18 protein-coding genes are annotated in these 18,890 nt (G+C 71.8%); 8 read left to right on the top strand and 10 right to left on the bottom strand.

Annotation, left to right across the window (positions count from 1 at the left end; genetic code table 11):
- Window positions 1-1,052 (bottom strand): serine/threonine-protein kinase (locus tag EAO75_RS12250; protein ID WP_147995266.1); only part of this gene is annotated, 1,052 nt, incomplete at its 3' end.
- 57 nt (window positions 1,053-1,109) lie between these two features.
- Window positions 1,110-1,970: a menaquinone biosynthetic enzyme MqnA/MqnD family protein gene (locus EAO75_RS12245; RefSeq protein WP_147995064.1), complete on the bottom strand. Its 861-nt coding sequence runs from the start codon at window positions 1,968-1,970 to the stop codon at window positions 1,110-1,112.
- 359 nt (window positions 1,971-2,329) lie between these two features.
- Between EAO75_RS12245 and EAO75_RS12240 the strand changes: the two genes are divergently transcribed.
- Complete coding sequence (locus tag EAO75_RS12240; RefSeq protein ID WP_003992177.1) at window positions 2,330-2,533, top strand: cold-shock protein; 204 nt, start codon at window positions 2,330-2,332, stop codon at window positions 2,531-2,533.
- 125 nt (window positions 2,534-2,658) lie between these two features.
- Here EAO75_RS12240 and EAO75_RS12235 read toward each other — a convergent pair whose 3' ends face one another.
- Complete coding sequence (locus EAO75_RS12235; protein WP_147995063.1) at window positions 2,659-3,207, bottom strand: helix-turn-helix domain-containing protein; 549 nt, start codon at window positions 3,205-3,207, stop codon at window positions 2,659-2,661.
- A gap of 81 nt (window positions 3,208-3,288) precedes the next feature.
- On the opposite strand from EAO75_RS12235, the gene EAO75_RS12230 reads away from it, so the two are divergent.
- The 4 genes from EAO75_RS12230 to EAO75_RS12215 are packed head-to-tail and all read left to right on the top strand — an operon-like array spanning window position 3,289 to window position 5,234.
- Window positions 3,289-3,978, top strand: a complete 690-nt coding sequence (locus EAO75_RS12230) for an AzlC family ABC transporter permease (RefSeq protein ID WP_147995062.1) — start codon at window positions 3,289-3,291, stop codon at window positions 3,976-3,978.
- Entirely contained in the window at window positions 3,975-4,289 is a 315-nt protein-coding gene (locus EAO75_RS12225) for an AzlD domain-containing protein (protein WP_147995061.1), read from the top strand. Before EAO75_RS12230 ends, EAO75_RS12225 begins: the two co-directional genes overlap by 4 nt.
- A gap of 24 nt (window positions 4,290-4,313) precedes the next feature.
- On the top strand, window positions 4,314-4,556 hold the full coding sequence (locus EAO75_RS12220; protein ID WP_222723939.1) for a hypothetical protein: 243 nt from the start codon (window positions 4,314-4,316) through the stop codon (window positions 4,554-4,556).
- A gap of 27 nt (window positions 4,557-4,583) precedes the next feature.
- Window positions 4,584-5,234: a class I SAM-dependent DNA methyltransferase gene (locus EAO75_RS12215; RefSeq protein ID WP_147995060.1), complete on the top strand. Its 651-nt coding sequence runs from the start codon at window positions 4,584-4,586 to the stop codon at window positions 5,232-5,234.
- Here EAO75_RS12215 and kstD read toward each other — a convergent pair.
- On the bottom strand, window positions 5,231-7,003 hold the full coding sequence (gene kstD, locus EAO75_RS12210) for a 3-oxosteroid 1-dehydrogenase (RefSeq protein WP_147995059.1): 1,773 nt from the start codon (window positions 7,001-7,003) through the stop codon (window positions 5,231-5,233). The two genes, EAO75_RS12215 and kstD, sit on opposite strands and share 4 nt — an antisense overlap.
- A 278-nt stretch (window positions 7,004-7,281) precedes the next feature.
- Here kstD and EAO75_RS12205 point away from each other — a divergent pair, with 278 nt between their 5' ends.
- The gene (locus tag EAO75_RS12205; protein ID WP_147995058.1) at window positions 7,282-8,184 is read left to right on the top strand and encodes a LysR family transcriptional regulator; all 903 of its coding nucleotides are present in this window, start codon (window positions 7,282-7,284) and stop codon (window positions 8,182-8,184) included.
- Here EAO75_RS12205 and EAO75_RS12200 read toward each other — a convergent pair whose 3' ends face one another.
- The 3 genes from EAO75_RS12200 to EAO75_RS12190 all read right to left on the bottom strand — a co-directional run bounded on the left by EAO75_RS12200 (window position 8,185) and on the right by EAO75_RS12190 (window position 12,919).
- Window positions 8,185-9,321, bottom strand: a complete 1,137-nt coding sequence (locus tag EAO75_RS12200) for a sugar ABC transporter substrate-binding protein (protein WP_261989249.1) — start codon at window positions 9,319-9,321, stop codon at window positions 8,185-8,187.
- Between the two features lie 149 nt (window positions 9,322-9,470).
- A complete protein-coding gene (locus tag EAO75_RS12195) occupies window positions 9,471-11,399 on the bottom strand; it encodes an AMP-dependent synthetase/ligase (RefSeq protein ID WP_147995057.1) in 1,929 nt (642 codons plus the stop codon).
- A 233-nt stretch (window positions 11,400-11,632) separates the two neighbouring features.
- Window positions 11,633-12,919, bottom strand: a complete 1,287-nt coding sequence (locus tag EAO75_RS12190; protein ID WP_147995056.1) for an acetyl-CoA C-acetyltransferase — start codon at window positions 12,917-12,919, stop codon at window positions 11,633-11,635.
- Between the two features lie 85 nt (window positions 12,920-13,004).
- On the opposite strand from EAO75_RS12190, the gene EAO75_RS12185 reads away from it, so the two are divergent.
- Together EAO75_RS12185 and EAO75_RS12180 are read left to right on the top strand one after the other, a co-directional pair.
- A complete protein-coding gene (locus EAO75_RS12185; RefSeq protein WP_147995055.1) occupies window positions 13,005-14,306 on the top strand; it encodes a 3-oxoacyl-ACP reductase in 1,302 nt (433 codons plus the stop codon).
- Window positions 14,306-15,160 (top strand): MaoC/PaaZ C-terminal domain-containing protein, encoded by an 855-nt coding sequence (locus EAO75_RS12180; RefSeq protein ID WP_147995054.1) that lies wholly within the window; start codon window positions 14,306-14,308, stop codon window positions 15,158-15,160. The genes EAO75_RS12185 and EAO75_RS12180 overlap by 1 nt, the downstream gene beginning before the upstream one ends.
- Here the strand turns inward: EAO75_RS12180 and EAO75_RS12175 are convergent.
- Genes EAO75_RS12175 through EAO75_RS12165 form a run of 3 tightly spaced genes read right to left on the bottom strand, consistent with a single transcriptional unit; the run spans window position 15,142 to window position 18,861 of the window.
- Complete coding sequence (locus EAO75_RS12175) at window positions 15,142-15,804, bottom strand: TetR/AcrR family transcriptional regulator (protein ID WP_147995053.1); 663 nt, start codon at window positions 15,802-15,804, stop codon at window positions 15,142-15,144. The genes EAO75_RS12180 and EAO75_RS12175 overlap by 19 nt on opposite strands.
- 58 nt (window positions 15,805-15,862) lie before the next feature.
- On the bottom strand, window positions 15,863-17,206 hold the full coding sequence (locus EAO75_RS12170) for an SPFH domain-containing protein (protein WP_147995052.1): 1,344 nt from the start codon (window positions 17,204-17,206) through the stop codon (window positions 15,863-15,865).
- Entirely contained in the window at window positions 17,203-18,861 is a 1,659-nt protein-coding gene (locus tag EAO75_RS12165; protein WP_147995051.1) for an SPFH domain-containing protein, read from the bottom strand. The genes EAO75_RS12170 and EAO75_RS12165 overlap by 4 nt, the downstream gene beginning before the upstream one ends.
- Window positions 18,862-18,890 lie beyond the last annotated feature (29 nt).

The raw sequence follows: 18,890 nt of genomic DNA, 5'->3' as shown, positions 1-18,890 counted from the left end.
GGTGTGGGTGCGGGCGGCACAGGCGTAGGGGCCATCACCGGCGGCGGGCCGAACTCCCCGACCGTCGACCGGCCGGACGACTCACCCCCGGCCGTCGCGTCCACGACCCCGACCGAAGGCAGACTGAAGCGCACCGGCCCCGACGAGACGTCCTCCCCCGCCTCCAGGTTCAGCAGCCGCACAGCTCCCCGGCTGACCTGCTCCACCAGCGCCCCCGGCAGCCAGCCGCCCGCGACCAGCCGGGCCGCGCCCTGCGGAGCGAGCCGCCGGGCGACGTCCCCCGGAGTGGGCCGCGCGCCGGGCTCCTTGGCCAGGCAGGCCGCCGCCAGCTCCCGCAACTCACCGTCCAGCGCGTCGAGTTCGGGCTCCTCGTGGACGACCTTGTAGAGCAGCGCCGCCGACGAGTCCCCGGTGAACGGCGGCTCCCCGGTCGCCGCGTACGCCAGCACGGCGCCCAGCGAGAAGACGTCCGCCGCGCCCGTGGCCCCCTTGCCGAGGATCTGCTCGGGCGACATGTAGCCGGGGGAGCCGATCGAGACGCCGGTCGACGTCAGGGACGCCGTGCCGTCCATGGCCCTCGCGATGCCGAAGTCGATCAGCAGCGGGCCGTCCAGCGTCAGCAGGACGTTCGACGGCTTCACGTCCCGGTGCACAAGGCCCAGTTCGTGCACCGCCGCCAGCGCCTCCGCCAGCCCCGCCCCCAGCGCTCGTACCGAATGCGCGGGCAGCGCGCCCGAGTCCGCGACCGCGGACGTCAGGGACGGTCCCGCCGCGTAGGCGGTGGCCACCCAGGGCACCGCTGCCTCCGGGTCGGCGTCGAGGACGGGCGCCGTCCACGCGCCGCCCACCCGGCGTGCCGCGTCCACCTCGCGGCGGAAGCGGGCGCGGAACTCCTCGTCGAGGGCGAAGTGCGGGTGCACGATCTTGACCGCGACCGTACGGCCGCCCGCGCTGCGCCCCAGGTACACCCGCCCCATGCCGCCGGACCCGAGCCGGCCGAGCAGCCGGTACGGCCCGACGACCGTGGGCTCGTCAACTCCGAGCGGCTGCATCGACGTCCACCCTCCCCCGTAGGAACCGTCAGCAGATTAGTGCGGAAACACCCCGTGTCACCCCGCGCTTTGCGGCTGAAGCAGATCCACCTTCACATCCGCCGGAAATCCGGTGGTCGGCCCCACCCTTCGGGCGAACTCGGCGACCGCCGCCAGCTGCGGGCCGCCGAACCGGAAATCGAGCGTGGTGAAGTACCGCTCCAGGACCTGCTCGTCGAAGGCCTCCCAGCGGGCCGCCTGCTCGGCGACCTTGCCGACCTCTTCCAGGGAGAGGTTGCGGGAGTCCAGGAACGCCTCGTGGACCCGGCGGGTGATGACCGGCTCGCGCTCCAGATAGTCCCGGCGCGCCGCCCAGACCGCGAACACGAAGGGCAGACCGGTCCACTCCTTCCAGAGGGCGCCGAGGTCGTGCACGTCGAGGCCGTAGCGCGGCCCGTCCAGCAGGTTCGCCCGCAGCGCCGCGTCTCCGATGAGTACGGCCGCGTCCGCCTCCTGCATCATCAGGCTGAGGTCGGGCGGGCAGGTGTAGTACTCGGGCTGGACGCCGTAGCGCTCGGCGAGCAGCAGCTGGGCCAGGCGGACCGAGGTGCGCGAGGTCGAGCCGAGGGCGACGCGGGCGCCGTCCAGCCGGTCCAGCGGGACCTGCGAGACGATCACGCAGGACATCACCGGACCGTCGCAGCCGACAGCGATGTCAGGGAAGGCGACCAGGTCATCGGCGTTGCGGAGGAACTCGACGAGGGTGATCGGCCCGATGTCGAGGTCACCCCGCACCAGCCGCTCGCTGAGCTTCTCCGGCGTGTCCTTGGTCAACTCGAAGTCGAGCAAGGTGCCTGTTCTCGCGAGCCCCCAGTACAGGGGCAGGCAGTTCAGGAACTGGATGTGGCCTACGCGCGGCCGGGTGCGAGAATTGTCCACATCGCGACAGTAGACCCCATGGGGTAGCGTGCATCCTTCAGGGGCGTGACACCAGCGTCACAACATCTCGTCACCCTGGTGTCGGATCCACTCCGTCGTCCCGACACATATGACTCCCCCGTCAACCCGAAACGGGCCCTTCAAACGTCCGAGTGGCGTGATCTTGACCTCTATTGCTTTCGGCTGCCCACGTGCTAGGCTCGCCGCAAGTTGCAGTTTGGTTTCCCTTGCAGTACAGAGCCTGCGGAGCATGTAACCGCGGGCTCTCGTCGTTTTCAGACGTATGCAGTTGTGCAGCACTTGTTTTCACACTTGCAGGGTTCTGGAGCAGGGCAACCCTTTGGGCCCAAGGAGGGCTTATGGCTACCGGAACCGTGAAGTGGTTCAACGCCGAAAAGGGCTTTGGCTTCATCGCCCAAGAAGGCGGCGGCCCCGACGTCTTCGTTCACTACTCCGCGATCAACGCGAGCGGCTTCCGCTCGCTGGAGGAGAACCAGCAGGTCTCCTTCGACGTGACCCAGGGCCCGAAGGGCCCGCAGGCGGAGAACGTCACCCCTGTCTGATCAGTCCGATCAGTCTGATCATTCGGTCTCGGAGCCTGGTGCTTTGATCCGGAACGAATAGCAGTACCCAAGGAGCCCCGTGCCGCAAGGCAACGGGGCTCCTGCCTTTCCTCCGCTCGCGAGGGCTAGATGTGCTGCATGACGAGCACGAACGTCGTCCCGGGCGCGAGCGCCTCGTACGAGTGCGGCACATCCCCGCGATACGTCATGTAGTCGCCCGGCCCCAGCTCGGCCTCCTCATCCCGGGGCCCCGCCTTCACCCGCCCCGTGCTGACGATCAGATGCTCCACGGATCCCGGAATGTGTGGCTCCGACTCCCTGGCCGGGCCCGGTTCCACGCTCAGGTGATAGAGGTCCCGGCGGGCGCCGGGCGGGCTCGCGGACAACAGAGTGGCCACGAAGTCCGCCCGCTCCGACGCGACCGTGGGCCCTTCGCCGGCCCTGATCACCTGAACCGTCGTGGTCGGCGGCTCCACCAGCGCGCTGAACGGCACACCGAGCGCGACACCCAGCGCCCACAGCGTCTCCACGCTGGGGTTCCCGCTGCCCGCCTCCAGCTGCGACAGCGTGGACTTCGCGATCCCGGCCCGCTTGGCCAGCTCCGACAGCGACAGCCCGGCCCGGGTGCGCTCGCGGCGCAGGGCGGCGGCGATCCACGCGAGCGGCTCGCTCATCCTGGTTCACTCCCGTCGTTCGCTCTACAGGTACGTTCGTCCGCCTTGACGAACGGCTGTCTCTTGTTCATTCTGGAAAACATGCGTTCGCTACTCCGAACACCGATGATGGCACCCCTGATCCGCGACAGCGCACTGGTCTGGCTGGCCAGCGGTGTCGTCGGCATCTCCTTCGGCGCGATCTCGGTGGCCGGCGGGCTGCCCGTCTGGGTGCCGGTGGTGATGTCGCTGATCGTGTACGCGGGCTCGGCGCAGTTCAGCGCGGTCGGCGTGCTGCTGGCCGGGGGCGGGCCGCTCGCCGCGGCGGCAACCGGGCTGCTCCTGAACACCCGGACGGCGGCGTTCAGCCTGGCCGTGGCCGACGTCATCGGTGGCCGGGGCCGATGGGCCCGCTTCCTCGGCGCCCACCTCGTCACCGACGAGACGGTCGCCTTCACCCTCGCCCAGCCGGATCTTCCCCAGCGACGCCGGACGGCGTTCTGGGTGAACGGACTCGGCCTGTTCGCCGCCTGGAACATCGGCGTCCTCGCGGGCGCGCTCGCCGGATCCGCGCTCGGCGACACCGCGACGTACGGGCTGGACGCCGCCTTCCCTGCCGTACTGATGGCACTGGTCCTGCCGACTCTGCGCACGGACGCCCGAGTACGGCGGTGCGCACTGCTCGGCGCCGCACTGGCCCTGGCGATGACACCGGCCGTCCCGGCAGGGGTGCCCGTGCTGCTGGCGCTGGCGGGCCTTGTCCTGTACGGCCGTAAGGAGGTCTCGGCGTGAATGCCACGGTCGCCCTGATTCTGGCGCTGGCGGTGGGGACGTATGCCTTCCGGCTGGTCGGCCCGGCGCTGCACGGGCGGGTCGCACTTCCCGCGCGCGTCCAGGAACTGCTGGCCGCCGCCGCGTTGGTGCTGCTGGTCGCGCTGCTGGCGACGGGCGGGCTCACGGAGGGCGGCGGCTTCGCGGGGTGGGCGCGGCCGGCCGGGGTGCTGGTCGGGGGCGCACTGGCGTGGCGCGGGGCGCCGTTCCCGGTGGTGGTGCTGGGGGCGGCCGGGGCCACCGCGCTGCTGCGGGCGGCAGGGGTGGCGTGAGCCGCCCCATGGGAGAATGCCCAGGTGACAAGCAGTGACGAGAACAGCCACGGGGCGGAGGGCGGGACTCCCGCCGACAACGGTTTGGCGATGGGCCTGTCGGTCGGCCTTTCCGTCGGCACGAGCATCGGGCTCGTCTTCGGGTTGATCATCTTCGACAATCTGGCGCTCGGGCTCGCCCTGGGCATGACGCTGGGCATCGCCGTCGGGACGGCGATCGGGGTCGGCCGGACGCGGACGGGTGAGCCGGAGCAGAGCGGCGAATAGTCGCCGGCTTCGCTAGGGTCCCCGGCCATGACCGAAGCCGACTTCCTCTCCACCACCCGCTCCTTCTACGACGCCATCGCCGAGGACTACGCGACCCTCTTCCAGGACGAGCTGAAGAGCAGGCCCGTGGAGCGGGCGATCCTGGCGGTGTTCGCCGAACTCGTCGACGGGGACGGCCCGGTGGCCGACCTGGGATGCGGTCCGGGTCGCACGACCGCCCGGCTCGCCGCGCTGGGGCTGCCCGTGTTCGGAGTCGATCTGTCGGAGTCGATGCTCGCGATCGCCCGGCGCGAGAACCCGGGGCTGCGTTTCGAGCGGGGCTCGATGCTGGAGCTGGACCTGCCCGACGGCACGCTGGCCGGCGCCCTGTCCTTCTACTCGTCCATCCACACGCCCGTGGACCGGCTCCCGGACCTCTTCGCCGAGTTCCACCGCGTGCTGGCCCCGGGCTCGCCGCTGCTCGTCGCCTTCCAGGCCGGCGACCAGCACCGGCACCACGACCGGCCCTTCGGCCACCCGGTCGCGCTCACCTTCCTGCGTCGCCGGCCGGACCACATCGCCGAGCTGCTGACGGCGGCCGGCTTCGCGCTCGTCTCCCGTACGGTCCGCGAACCGGACCCGGCGCTCGACGAGACGTCTCAGCAGGCCTTCCTGATCGCACGGAAACCGGCGGCCTAAAGGACCCCCGCCAGGTCCTTCGCCGCGATGTACCCGAACGTCATCGCAGGACCGATCGTCGAGCCCGCGCCCGCGTAGCTGTGCCCCATGACGGCCGCGCTCGCATTGCCGGCGGCGTACAGCCCCCGGATCACCGAGCCGTCCTCCCGCAGCACCCGGGCGCGGGCGTCCGTGAGCAGGCCGCCCTTGGTGCCGAGGTCGCCGGGGACGATGCGGAAGGCGTGGTACGGGGGCAGCCAGAGCGGGGCCAGGCAGGAGTTCGGCAGCACGTACGGGTCCGTGTAGTAGTGGTCGTAGGCGCTGTCGCCGCGATGGAAGTCGGGGTCCTTGCCTTTCAGCGCCTGGGAGTTGAAGCGGTCCACCGTGGTCCGCAGCGCTGCCGCCGGGACGCCGATCGAGGCGGCGAGCGCGTCCAGGGTCCAGGCCTTGTGCGCGGCGCCCGAGTCGTACCAGGCACCGGGCAGGGGCAGGGTCGGCAGGACGTCCTTGAAGAGGTAGCGGTTGCGGTAGTGCTGGTCGACGATCAGCCAGGACGGGATGGCCGGGCTGGTGTCGCCCACGTCGTACATCGTGTGGACGACGTCGCTGTAGGGGGCGGCCTCGTTGACGAAGCGGGCGCCGGCGGCGTTGACCAGCAGGCCGCCGGGGAGGGTGCGTTCGGCCAGGCAGAAGTAAGGCTGGCCGGGGAGCGGGATCGCCGGGCCCCACCAGGCGTCGTCCATGAGGCCGAGGGCGGCGCCGAGCCGCTGCCCGGCCCGGATGCCGTCGCCGGTGTTCTCCTTCGCGCCGACCGTCCAGTCCGTGCCGATCGGCGCACGCTGATAGTGCTCGCGCATGGCCGCGTTGTGCTCGAAGCCCCCCGAGCCGACGATCACCCCGCGGCGGGCGCGCACCAGGGCGGGAGCGCCGTCCCGGGTGACGACCGCCCCGCTCACGGCGCCGCCCTCGACGTACAGGTCGGTCAGCGGCGTGTCGAGCCACACGGGCACCCCCGCCGAGCGCAGCCCCAGCCGCAGCCCGGCCGCCAGCGACTGGCCCATGGTCAGGGGTTTCTCCCCGCGCAGGGTGGCCGCCGTACCGCGTGCGAGGCACTGCGCCGCGACGGCGGCCCCCTTGGCGTTCACCGCGGCCAGGGCCAGCCACTTGTAGTCCGCGCTGAAGACGACCATCCCCGCGGGCACGTCCATGTACGGCGGGTTCAGGTTGGCCAGCTCGGCGCCCAGGAGGTTGCCGTCGAGCTGGTCGGGTTCGACGGAACGGCCGTTCGGGAGGCCGCCGGGCAGCTCGGGGTAGTAGTCGCTGTACCCCTCCATCCAGCGCAGGCGCAGCGGGCTGTGGGCCATGACGAAGGAGAGCATCGCCGGGCCGTGGGCGAGGAAGGCCTGCTGCCGGTCCGGGGGCACGTCCGGGCCCACGACGGCGGACAGATAGGCGGCGGCCTTCGCGGGGGTGTCCGGCACGCCCGCCGCGAGGAGCACGGAGTTGTTGGGGATCCAGATCCCGGCACCGGACCGGGCCGCGGATCCGCCGAAGGTGGGCGCCTTCTCCAGCACCACACAGCTCAGGCCCTGCCGGGCGGCGGTGAGTGCGGCGGTCATGCCGGCGGCGCCCGAGCCGATCACCACGACGTCGTACGTGCCGAGCAGGGGCAGGTCGGCCGCCCGGGCGGCCGGTTGGGAGGCCGCGGTGAGCCCGAGGGCCGTGGTGGCCGTGCCCGCGGCGCCGGTGGCGAGGACGTGTCTCCTGGAAGGGTGCGCGCTGGTGGTCATGGAGGCAGCTCCCGCCTGGACGGCTCCACATTTCTGAGGGTGTGTCAGAAATGCGAATGTGACGCGGATGCCCTGTGAAGTCAAGCGCCGGGCAAGGGAGTTGTAGTCCGAGTGGTACGTGTTTGGGTCGGCACCCGCTCCCTCCCCGCCATGGTCCGGACTCCGGCGGGGGCGAGGAGCGGGTTGCCGCCCGGGCCCGTCCAGGATCGTCGTACATCGGGCAAAGCCCAGTCAATCCTTGGGATTTGTCGCTGTACCCAAGTGTTTACTTGGGTCTCATGACCCTGGATGACCTGCGCGTGTTCGTGGCCGTGTGCCGGGCCGGGAGTCTCAGCTCGGTGGCGCGGGAGCTGGGATGCACACAGTCGGCCGTGAGCCAGCACGTGAAGCGGCTGGAGCGGGAGACCGGCGTCGCGCTGCTGGAGCGCCAGCCCCGGGGCGTCGTGCCGACGCAGGCGGGACGGGTGCTGGAGGCCGCGGCCGCGGAGGGCATATCCGGGCTGGACCTGGCGGTACGGCGGCTGCGGGATCTCGTCGACGGCGAGAGCGGGTACGTGCGGGTGGCGACGGGCGCGACGACCGTACGGCACTTCATGTCCGAGGCCGTCGTCGCGTACCGGCGCCGGCATCCCCGGGTCAACCTGGAGTTCCGGACAGTGAGTTCGGGCCGGGGCAGCTTCGACGCGCTGGCCGACGGCACGCTCGACCTGGCCTGGATCACCCTCGGCCCGCCGGTGCGCGGCATCGAGCAGCGGCCGGTGGTGGAGCTGCCGTGGGTGCTGGCGCTGCGGGCCGACGATCCGCTCGCCGAGCGGCCGTACGTCGACGCCGGCGCCGACCTGGACGGCGTACGGCTGATCCGGCTGCCGCCGAACTCCGCCTCCGCTGCTCATCTGGACGCCGCCTGCGCCGAGTTGGGCGTGCGGTTCGCGCACGACACCAGCGTCGCCGACTGGGACACGGCGCTGCTGCTGGCCGAGCTGGGGGTCGGGCGGGCGGTCGTGCCCGCGCTGCCGGGGCTGGCGGTCCCCGGCGACGGCGGCCTGCGCCTGATCCCCCTGCCCGCGCTGCGTCCGCTGCCCGTGGGCTGGGCCGTCCGCCGCTGGGACGCGCTCAGCCCGCCGGCCCGGGCGTTCGCGGATCTGGTGGAGAGTCACCGCGCCCCGGGCCGCCGGGGCTGACTACTTCAGGCCGAGCTGCTCGCAGTCCGCCTTGTACGCGGCGGTGCAGATCTGGTCGGCGGTGTAGACGCCGTCCTTGATCACCGTCTCCTCGATGTTGGCCTTCGTCAGGGCGATCACCGCCACCAGGTGTGCCGGGATGTCGTCCTCGGTGGGGCTGTCGACCGACTCCTGGGTCAGCGAGTCGAACTCCAGGTCGCGGCCCTGCACCTTGTACACGGCCATCTTCGCGGCGTTGGTCGCCTCCTGGAGGAACGGCTTGTACACCGTCATGAACTGCTCGCCCGCGATGATCCGCTGCACCGCGTCCAGGTTCGCGTCCTGCCCGGTCACCGGCGGGATCTCGCTCGCGCCCGCCTCCTTGAGCGCGTCGATGACCGCGCCGGCCATGCCGTCGTTCGCCGAGTAGACGGCGCCGATGTCGCCGACGCCGACGGCGGCTATCGCCTTCGCCATGTTGGCCTTGGCGACGTCGGGCGACCACTTCGTGGTGTCGTACTTCTTGACGATGTTCACCGCGCCGTCGAGCTCCGCGAGGGCGCCCTTCTTGAACCGGTCCGTGTTCGGGTCGGCGGGGTCGCCGTTCATCATGACGACCTTGCTGCTCGCCGCCTTGGTGCCGAGTTCCTCGACGAGCGAGCGGCCCTGGACCTCGCCGACGAGTTCGTTGTCGTGGGAGACGTACGCGTCGATGGGCCCCTCGGCGAGGCGGTCGTAGGCGATGACCGGGATGCCCGCGTCCTTCGCCTTCTGCACGCCCGAGGCGATGGCCTTGGCGTCCACGGCGTCGACCAGGACGACGTCCACCTGGTCGTCGATCATCTGCTGGAACTGCTCGCTCTGCTTCTCGGGGCTCGCCTCGGCGTTGGCGTAGACGACCTTGCCCTTGCCGTCGGTGAGGGTGCCGACTTCCTTCTTGATGAGCGGGTAGTCGAACTTCTCGAAGCGCGCGGTGTCCTTGTCGGGCAGCAGCAGGCCCACCGTGATGTCGTCACCCTTCTCCGGCGACGCCGAGCTGTCACCGCCCCCGATGCCGTCGATGACGCCGCACGCGGTGAGCGACATCGCCGAGGCGGAGGCGAGCAGGGCTGTGCCGACACGGCGTACGGCCGCGATGCGGGGGGTGCGAGCGTTCACTACTGGGCCTTCCGAGCTGAGGAGCGGCGTTGCTACCCGGGTGGCGGTAGCCAACGCGGGGAGGGCATGTCACGTCAAGCGGTTGTCGTAACGAGACTGCAACCGTTTGCTCCGTTCGCGATTCCGGGTCCCGTCGGCGACGCCCGCCGCTACTTGGCGTACAGCTCCTCCACCTCGGTCGCGAAGTCCCGCATGACCGCCTCTCGCCGCAGCTTCATCGACGGCGTCAGATGTCCCGCCATCTCCGTGAAGTCCGTCGGCAGGATCGCGAAACGGCGGATCGACTCCGGCCGGGAAACCAGCTTGTTCGCCTCGTCCACCGCCCGTTGCAGGATCGCCCTCAACTCGGGGTCGTCCACGAGGAGTTCGGCGGGTACGGAGTGCTTTCCGTTCATCCGGCGCCAGTGGGTGACGCCGTCCATGTCCAGGGTGATCAGCGCGCAGACGTAGGGGCGGCGGTCGCCCAGGACCATGCACTGGGAGATCAGGGGGTGCGAGCGCAGCCAGTTCTCCAGGGGTGCCGGGGCCACGCTCTTGCCGCCCGCCGTGATGAGGAGTTCCTTCTTTCGGCCGGTGATCGTCAGATAGCCCTCGTCGTCCAGGGCGCCGATGTCCCCGGTCGGCAGCCAGCCGTCCGCCGCCGCCGGGACGACGCCGCCCGCGGACGGGTCCCAGTAGCCGCGCAGCACCTGGTCGCCGGCGATGAGGATCTCGCCGTCGGCGGCGATGCGGACGCGGGTGCCGGGCAGCGGCCAGCCGACCGTGCCCAGGCGGGGCTTGAGCGGGGGCGTGACGGTGGCCGCGGCGGTCGTCTCCGTGAGGCCGTAGCCCTCGTAGATCTCGATGCCCGCTCCGGCGTAGAACGCGGCGAGGCGCCGGCCGAGCGGGGAGCCGCCGCAGATCGCGTACCTCACGCGGCCGCCCATCGCGTTGCGGATACGGCGGTAGACCAGCGGGTCGTAGAAGGCGCGGGCCGTCTTGAGCGCCGTGTTCGGGCCGCCTCCCGTCCCCGCCACCCGGGCCTCCAGCGCCTCGCCGTAGCGCTCGGCCACCGATGCCGCCCGGTCGAAGGACGAGACACGGCCGCCCGCCTCGGCCTTGGCGCGCGCGGAGTTGAAGATCTTCTCCAGCATGTAGGGGATGGTCAGCAGGCACGTCGGGCGGAAGGCCGCGAGGTCCGGCAGCAGGTCCTGCGCCTGCAGGCTCGGTGCATGGCCCAGACGGAGCCTGGCCCGTACGCAGGCCACGGCCACCATGCGGCCGAAGACGTGCGACATGGGCAGGAAGAGCAGGACCGACGCCTCTTCGCTGGTCCGCGCCTTGAAGATCGGGTAGAGCAGCTCGATCGCGTTGTCCACCTCGGCGAAGAAGTTGGCGTGCGTCAGCGCGCAGCCCTTGGGGCGCCCGGTCGTGCCCGAGGTGTAGATGAGCGTCGCCAGCGTGTCCGGCACCAGCATGCCGCGCCGCACGCCGACCTCCCCGTCCGGCTGCTGCGCGCCGAACTCCTCCAGCCGCTCCACATGGCCCTTGTCCATCACCCACATGTGACGCAGGTCGGGCACCCGGTCCAGCTCGGGGCCGAGGGCGGCGGCCTGGGCGGCGGTCTCGGTGACCAGGGCCACCGCGCCGGAGTCCTGGAGGATCCAGCGGGTCTGGAAGACGGAGGAGGTCGGGTAGACGGGGACGGTCACCAGCCCGGCCGCCCACGCGGCGAAGTCGAGGAGCGTCCACTCGTAGCGCGTGCGCGCCATGACGGCGATCCGGTCCCCGGGCACCAGCCCCTCGGCGATCAGCCCCTTCGCCACCGACTGCACCTGGTCGGCGAACTCCGCCGCCGTGACGTCCGCCCAGTGCCCGTCCGCGCCCTTGCGGCTGAGGACCACGGCGTCGGGGGCCGCGTCCGCGTTGTCGAAGGGCAGGTCCGCGAGGGAGCCGTGGGTGACCGGCGGCGCGAAGGGCGGTACGTACGCCTCTCTGACGACGCCGTCCAGCCGCCGCGTCTCGGGCTGTACCAGGTGCGGTCCGGGAGCGTCGTCGTAGGCCGCCGAGGGGGCGAAGGAGGGAAGCGAGGTGGACACGGGCGGCTCCTGCGACGGGCGTGCAGCGAGGGAACGCTTGCTGCATGGGTACGTACCTCGCGCACCGTGGCGTTCACCTGCGGAGGCCGGCGGAAAGGGGTTACCGCTGGTTAGGCAGGCGATCGTACGGCTCGCGCGTGTGGGGGTTGTGCGGGTTCGGCGGCGGTAACGAGCCGGGTATGTGCAACGTCGAGGGTTATGTGAGGGGCACTCAGCTTCGTCTCACCCCCTCCTTACCTTCGCTCCACGATCGCCGTCACACCCTGCCCGCCGGCCGCGCAGACCGAGATCAGCCCGCGCCCCGAACCGCCGTTCTGAGCGAGCGACTTGGCCAGTGTCGCCACGATTCGCGCGCCGGTCGCCGCGAAGGGGTGACCGGTCGCCAGGGACGAGCCCGTGACGTTCAGCCGGGCGCGGTCCACGGGGCCGAGCCCGCGCTTCTCCCACGCCGCCAGCGTGGCCAGCACCTGGGACGCGAAGGCCTCGTGGATCTCGACGAAGTCGAAGTCGGTGAGGGCGAGTCCGGTCCGCTCCAGCATGCGCGGCACGGCGTACGCCGGTGCCATCAGCAGCCCGTCCTCGCCGTCCGCCACATCGCCCCGTACGAAGTCCACGGCGGCCGTCTCGTAGGCGGTGAGGTAGGCCAGCGGCTCCAGTCCCCTGCTCCGCGCCCACTCCTCGCTCGCCAGCAGCACGAGCGCCGCCCCATCCGTCAGCGGCGTCGAATTGCCCGCCGTCATCGTCGGTTCGGGCCGGTCCAGGCCGAACACCGGCTTCAGCGCGGCGAGTTTCTCCGGTGTCGAGCCGGGGCGCAGGTTCTGGTCCCGGTCCAGCCCCCGGAAGGGCACCACCAGGTCCTGGAAGAAGCCGCGTTCGTACGCCGCCGCCAGCCGCTGGTGACTCGTCGCCGCCAGCTCGTCCTGGGCCGCGCGCGTGACGCCCCACGCCCGTGCCGTGACGGCGGCGTGCTCGCCCATGGAGAGCTCGGTGCGCGGCTCGGCGTTGCGCGGGATGTCCGGGACGAAGTGGGAGGGCCGTACGCGGGTGAGCGCTTTGAGGCGGCCGCCGAGCGACTTGGCCCGCCGCGCCTCCAACAGGACGCGTCGCAGCTCGTCGTTGACGCCGAGAGGCGCGTCGCTCGCCGTGTCCGCGCCACCGGCGATCGCCGACTCGGTCTGACCGAGCGCGATCTTGTTGGCGGCGGCGATGACGGCCTGCAGGCCCGTGCCGCAGGCCTGCTGGATGTCGTACGCGGGCGTGCGCGCGTCCAGCTTCGAGCCGAGGACGGTTTCGCGGGCGAGGTTGAAGTCGCGGCTGTGCTTGAGGACGGCCCCGGCGACGAGCTCCCCGACCGCGCCCGGATCGCCCAGCTCGTACCGCTCGACGAGGCCGTCGACCACGGCCGTGAGCATGTCCTGGTTGGAGGCGGTGGCGTACGGGCCGTCGGAGCGCGCGAAGGGGACGCGGGTACCGCCGATGATCGCGACGCGCCGGACCGCCGGCGCCAACAGGGAGCTCATCTCCACCCACTCCTCACGTCCAGCATGGGATTACCTCCGGTAACCTTACTCCGGAGTCAGTACTGGATCGCACTGGGAGTGGGACATGGCCGACCGCTATCTCAGCTTCACCGGCACGGCGCCCGGCCGCTTCCTCACCCGCCGCCTCGGGCTGCCTCAGCCGGCGGCCCTCAGACGCTGGTCGCCGCAGCGCCCCACCCTGGAGGGCGACCGGCTCCTCCTCACCGCCGCCAAGTCGGACCTCGACCTCGCCGGCACGGGCCTGGACCTGACGTCCGCCGCCGAGCAGCCGGCCGCCGTCCTGCTGGACGCCACCGGGGTCCGGGACGTCGAGTCGCTGGCGGAGGTGCACGCCGCCCTGCACCCGGTCGTGCGGTCGGTCGCGGACAGCGGCCGCGTCGTCGTCCTCGGCGCGCCCCTCGACCCCGCCGACCACCACCAGGCGGCCGTCCAGCAGGCCCTGGAGGGCTTCACGCGCTCGCTCGGCAAGGAGATCGGCCGCGGCCGTACGGTGAATCTGGTCCGGCTGACGGACGCGCGCGCCGCCCGGTCGACGCTGGACTTCCTTCTCTCGCCCAAGTCGGCGTACGTCAGCGGACAGGTCGTCGAGGTGGGTCCGGCACCGGTCACCGACGCCGCGTCCGACGATCCCGACCGGCCCCTGACCGGCCGCACCGCCCTGGTCACCGGCGCCGCGCGCGGCATCGGTGCGGCGGTCGCCGAGACGCTGGCCAGGGACGGTGCCCGGGTCGTCGTCCTGGACGTGCCGCAGGCCGAGCAGGACGCACGGCGCCTGGCCGACCGGCTCGGCGGCGCCGCCCTCGCGCTCGACATCACCGCCCCCGACGCGGGCGAGCGCATCGCGGCCGCGCTGCCCGACGGGCTTGACGTGCTGGTCCACAACGCCGGGATCACCCGCGACCGGCGGCTGGTCAACATGCCCGCCGAGCGCTGGAGTTCGGTACTGGACGTCAACCTCGCGAGCGTGCTGCGCACGACGGACGCGCTGCTGGCGAGCGGGGCCCTGAGGCGGGGCGGCCGGATCGTGGCGACGGCGTCGATCGCGGGGCTTGCGGGGAACGCCGGTCAGACGAACTACGGCGCGAGCAAGGCGGGCGTGGTCGGCCTGATCCGCTCTCTCGCGCCGCGTGCGCTCGCCGAGCACGGGGTGACGGTCAACGCGGTCGCGCCCGGCTTCATCGAGACGAAGATGACCGCCGCGATCCCGCTGTTCATCCGCGAGGCGGGCCGCCGGATGAACTCCCTCGCCCAGGGAGGACTGCCGGCCGACGTCGCCGAGACGACGGCGTGGCTGGCGCATCCCGGGTCCGGCGCGGTCAACGGGCAGGTCGTCCGGGTGTGCGGCCAGAGCCTGCTGGGGGCCTGATGACGACGACCGTCCTGACCGGCACCCCCTCCCTCGCGGCCCCGCTCGCCCGGGGCGCGGTGCTCTCCGCGTTCAAACGGCCGCGTCCCGACGCGGAGTTCCCCCGCACCCGGCTCGTGCTGCCCGGCGCGGGCGTCGACCTGGCGCGGCTGGCGGCGTACGAGCGGGTGTGCGGCTTCGCGACCGGCGACGACGCGCTGCCCGTCACCTATCCGCACGTCCTGGGCTTCCCGCTGGCCATGCGGCTGATGAGCGAGCGGGAGTTCCCGCTGCCGCTGCTCGGACTCGTCCACACGTCCATCGAGATCACCCGGCACACGGCGATGCCCGCGACCGACGCGTACGAGATCGGCGTGCACGTCGACGGGCTGGTGCCGCACCGCCGGGGCACTCAGGCCGTCGTGGTCACCGAGGTGCGGTCGGGCGAGAACGTCGTGTGGGAGTCGACGAGCAGGTATCTCGCCCGGCACCGTACGAACACCCCGGACACCGGTGCGCCGGCGCGGCCGGACGAGGAGCCGAAGCCGCTCCCGCCGGTCGCCGAGTGGCGCATCGCCGGGGACGTCGGACGCCGCTACGGCGCCGCCTCCGGTGACCGCAACCCCATCCACCTGTACGCCCTCACCGCCCGCCTGTTCGGCTTCCCGCGCGCCATCGCGCACGGCATGTGGACCGTGGCCCGCTGCCTCGCCGCCCACGGCACACCGGCCGCGGTGCGGGTACGGGCGGACTTCCGGGCGCCGGTGCTGCTGCCGGGGGCGGTGACGTACGCCGCTGAGGGCGCGCGGTTCGAGCTGCGCGGGCGCGAGGACCGCGTCCACCTGACCGGGGAGGTCTATCCGCTCGCCTCGTGAGCGGCTTCCGGCGGCGTCCAGGCTCTGCCGTCCATCAGGTTGCCCAGACCGGCCCACGCGAAGTTCATGAGGGTGGCCGCCGCCTGCCGCGCGCTCACACCCGGCGTGGTGTTGGCCCAGTCGGCGAGCGACTCGGCGGCACCCACCAGGGCTTCGGCGAGACCGGCGACCTCGCTCTCGGGGAGGTCGGGGTCACGGTGGGCCTGACGTGCGGCCACGAGGATCAGCTGCGTCACGAACGCGACGATCTCCGCACGCATCGCGGCGACTTCGGACGCGAACGGCTCGCCATGAGTGCGGGCCTGGAGGTGCAGGACGGACCAGGCGTCCGGGTAGTGCGAGGTGTGGGTGAAGAACGCCCGCAGCCCGTCCCAGAGCTGGCGGTCGGCGGGCAGCTCGGTCCGCACGCCGGAGCGTACGGCTGCGACGAGCGCGGCGGCCTCGCGCCGGATGCAGGCGGTGAAGAGGTCTTCCTTCGAGTTCAGGTAGAGGTACACCAACGGCTTGGAGACGCCCGCAAGTTCGGCTATCTCGTCCATCGACGCGGCCATGTACCCGCGCCTGCCGAAGGTCCGCACGGCGGCATCCAGCATCTGCTGCTCACGGACGGCCCGCGGCATCCGTTTGGTCTTCACGGCACCCATGGCCGTTAGCGTACGGGCCGGGAGGGAGATCCCACCCGGCCCGCCGTGAACACCTGCCCTACTTGTCGTCGCTCAGCTCGTCGGCGAACCGTGCCATCCGGTCCGTCAGCACCTGCCCGTCCCCGGACGGCAGGGCCGTCAGCCGGGGCAGCAACTGCGCGGCGAGCAGGGTGGACAGGGCCGAGGTGTCGGCGTTCGTGCCGTCGGTCCGTACGACGACCGGCTGCGGGGCCCTGCCGGCGAGCTTCGCGCCCACCTCCAGGCGACGCCGGGCGAGTTCGTACTGCAGGACGGCGCGGTTGTCGCGGTAGGCCTTGGCGAGGGCACGCTGTGCGCGGGCCTCGTTCTCGGCGGCGATCAGGCCGCTGCGGCCCCGCGTCTCGATCTCGAACCGCACGCGCTGGGCGTTGGTCTCCTGCTCCTCCAGCAGCTGCGCGACCTCCTCACGGGCCCGGTTCAGCGCGGCCCTGACCTCGACGATCCGGGCGTCCCGCACCTTCTTGGCCCGCTCGATGTCCATGCCCAGCTGGTCGATCCGGCGCTTGCGGATCAGGCCCCACTCCTGCTCGTACGCCGTGCGCTCCTTGGCGACCCGCTCCCGGGTGGCCAGGTGCTGCTGGTACTGCGCCGGCAGCTGCACGTCCGGGATGTTGCTGCCGGTGATGCGCACGCCGTAGCCGGACAGCTGACGGTTGAGCAGTTCCTGCATGTCGGCCACGTCCGAGCCGCGCAGGTCGTACGCCCGCTCGGTGCGCATCTTCCGCGCCCGCTGCCGGATCGCGTCCTGTACGGCGCTGGAGAGCACCAGGTCGAAGTTGCCCGCGCCGATCGTGCGGACGAACAGCACGGCGTCGGTGATGCGGAACTTCAGGAAGAACTCGATGGAGCGCAGCGGCACGTTCTCCTGCGTCGGGCAGGCCATCACCGGTGCGGAGTACGGGATCTCGGTGGCGGTGTCGACGACGAAGTCGACCCGGGACCACGGGTGCCACAGATAGTGGCGGCCGGCGTCCAGGGTGCGGGTGACGGCGCCGTAGCGGGTCAGCACGCCGTTGGTGCCCTGCTCGATCTCGACGATCGAGGAGCGCCACCACCACAGCGCGCCGATCACCAGCAGGACCACGCCGCCGACGTAGGAGAGGGTGGCCAGGGTGCCGTAGGCGAGGTCCCCGGCGACCGACTCGGAGTCCACCGCGCCCAGCGTCAGCATCAGGCCCATCAGCAGGGCGTAGACGCCGAGCCACAGCGGCAGCATCCACCACAGGCGGCGCCGGTGGCGCGGGATGATGACCGGGATCAGGGTGTCGGCCTCGCCGCCGCGCAGCAGCCGCGCGATGTCGCTCCAGGGGGCGACCTTCTCCGAGATGACCGACCGGCGGTGGGAGGAACGGGCGGTGCTCACTGGTCGGCCCCCTCGGACACGTCAGAGCTGATGGAGCTGTCGGAGCTGTCGGTCGAGTCGGGCTGTTCGGGCACCTGCGGCACCGTCGGCCGATCCGCCGCCAGCAGCACACCGATCTCCGTCTCGCGCGCGGCGATCCGCTCGGACACCTCGGCGAGACGCTCCCGTACGGCGGCCATGTCCGCGTCGGTGAAGAGTTCCGTGCCGCGCTCGCCGACCAACTCGCGGGCCAGCTCCAGGAAGTCGATGCCGGCGCCGCCGGCGTCCGTCGCGCCGCCGATGCGCACCAGCCGCGGCAGGTGGTCGGCGACCTGCTCCAGCGTGTCCAGCACCTGCTGCTGGTAGCGGTATTCGAGGATCTCCGGCGCCTGGGCCGTGGTCACCGCGCGGATGTCGAGGGCCTGCGCCTCCAGCAGGGCCGCGTTGGCCTTCGCCTCCGACTCGGCCTGTACGTAGCGCTGGCGGGCGAGCGCCTCGGCGCGGTTGGTCTCGCGCTCCACGGCCGTGTCCATCTGCGCCTGGTACTGGGCGATGTCGGCCTGGATCGCGGACAGCGTCTCGTGGCTGGAGGCGAGTTCGCGGGTGAGGTCACCCTCGTCCTGCTCCTTGCGGAGCTGGAGCGCGTACTCGTGCGTGTACGCCTCCTTGGCCACGCGCACCATCTCGGGCGCCGCCAGGTCCATGCGGTAGCGCTGGTCGGAGGGCTCGGCGTGGGTGATGTTGGCGTTGGTGAGCTCGACCGCCGGGCGGAACTGCTGGTTGAGCAGGTCCAGCAGGCGGCCGGTGTCCTCGCCGACCATGTCGTAGATGCCGGCGGCTTCCTGCTCGTAGACGAGGGTGCGGATCGTCTCGCTCACCGCGTTGCTCAGCTTCTCCTCGAAGCCGCGCACCGCGCCCAGCGTGTAGACGAACTCGGTCGGGTCGCTGATCCGGAACTGGATGAACAGGTCGATCGACGCCTTCACGCCGCCCTTGGTCGGTGCCTCGCGCACCGGCGCGTTGAACGGGTACTCGATCGTGGTGTTGACGATGTACGACACCCGCTTCCACGGGCTCAGCAGCACGATGCGGCCGGGGCCGACGACCTTCTCCAGCTTGCCGAAGCGGGTGATCATCGCCTGGCAGCCGTCGGGGACCATGACCATGCCCTGGCGCCACCACACGAAGGCGACGGCGCACACCGCGATGACCCAGTAGTGCACGCCGAACAGCGGGTTGGTCAGCACGTCCGCACCGGACGCCGCCACGATCCCCGCGCCGACCGCGCCCAGCAGGAGCAGCGTCAGCACCGGCAGCATGGAGAAGATCGAGCGGCCCTTGGGGATCACCATCGGGCAGATGGCGTGCACCGTCCCGGTGCCCTCGCGCACCTGCTCGCTGCGGCCGAGCGCCTCCCCGGCCTCGTCCAGCGGCACGGTCTTCTGCCGCATGACGGTCGCCGTGGAGCCGCCCTGTTCCCGGGCGGCCGGGAAGTCGGCCGGGTCGATGCCCTGGCCCGGGAGGTCGTACTCCTCGCCGCCGTCTCCCCGTGTCCCCCGTCCGCCGATCTGCCGCCGCAGTTCGTCCTGCGCGGCCGACCGCGGATCGGTTCCGGTCACGACGGCCTCGGCAACGCGTCGTGCGCTCTTATGTGCCTGCGCGCGCGCTCGTGCCACGGTTCCCCCTTACGTCACGAATGCCGGTG

Origin of the sequence: Streptomyces sp. UW30, assembly GCF_008042075.1 — a bacterium.
GTDB lineage: Bacteria > Actinomycetota > Actinomycetes > Streptomycetales > Streptomycetaceae > Streptomyces.
The sequence above is the reverse complement of the archived record's forward strand: the minus strand, read 5'-3'. Positions and strand labels throughout refer to the sequence as shown.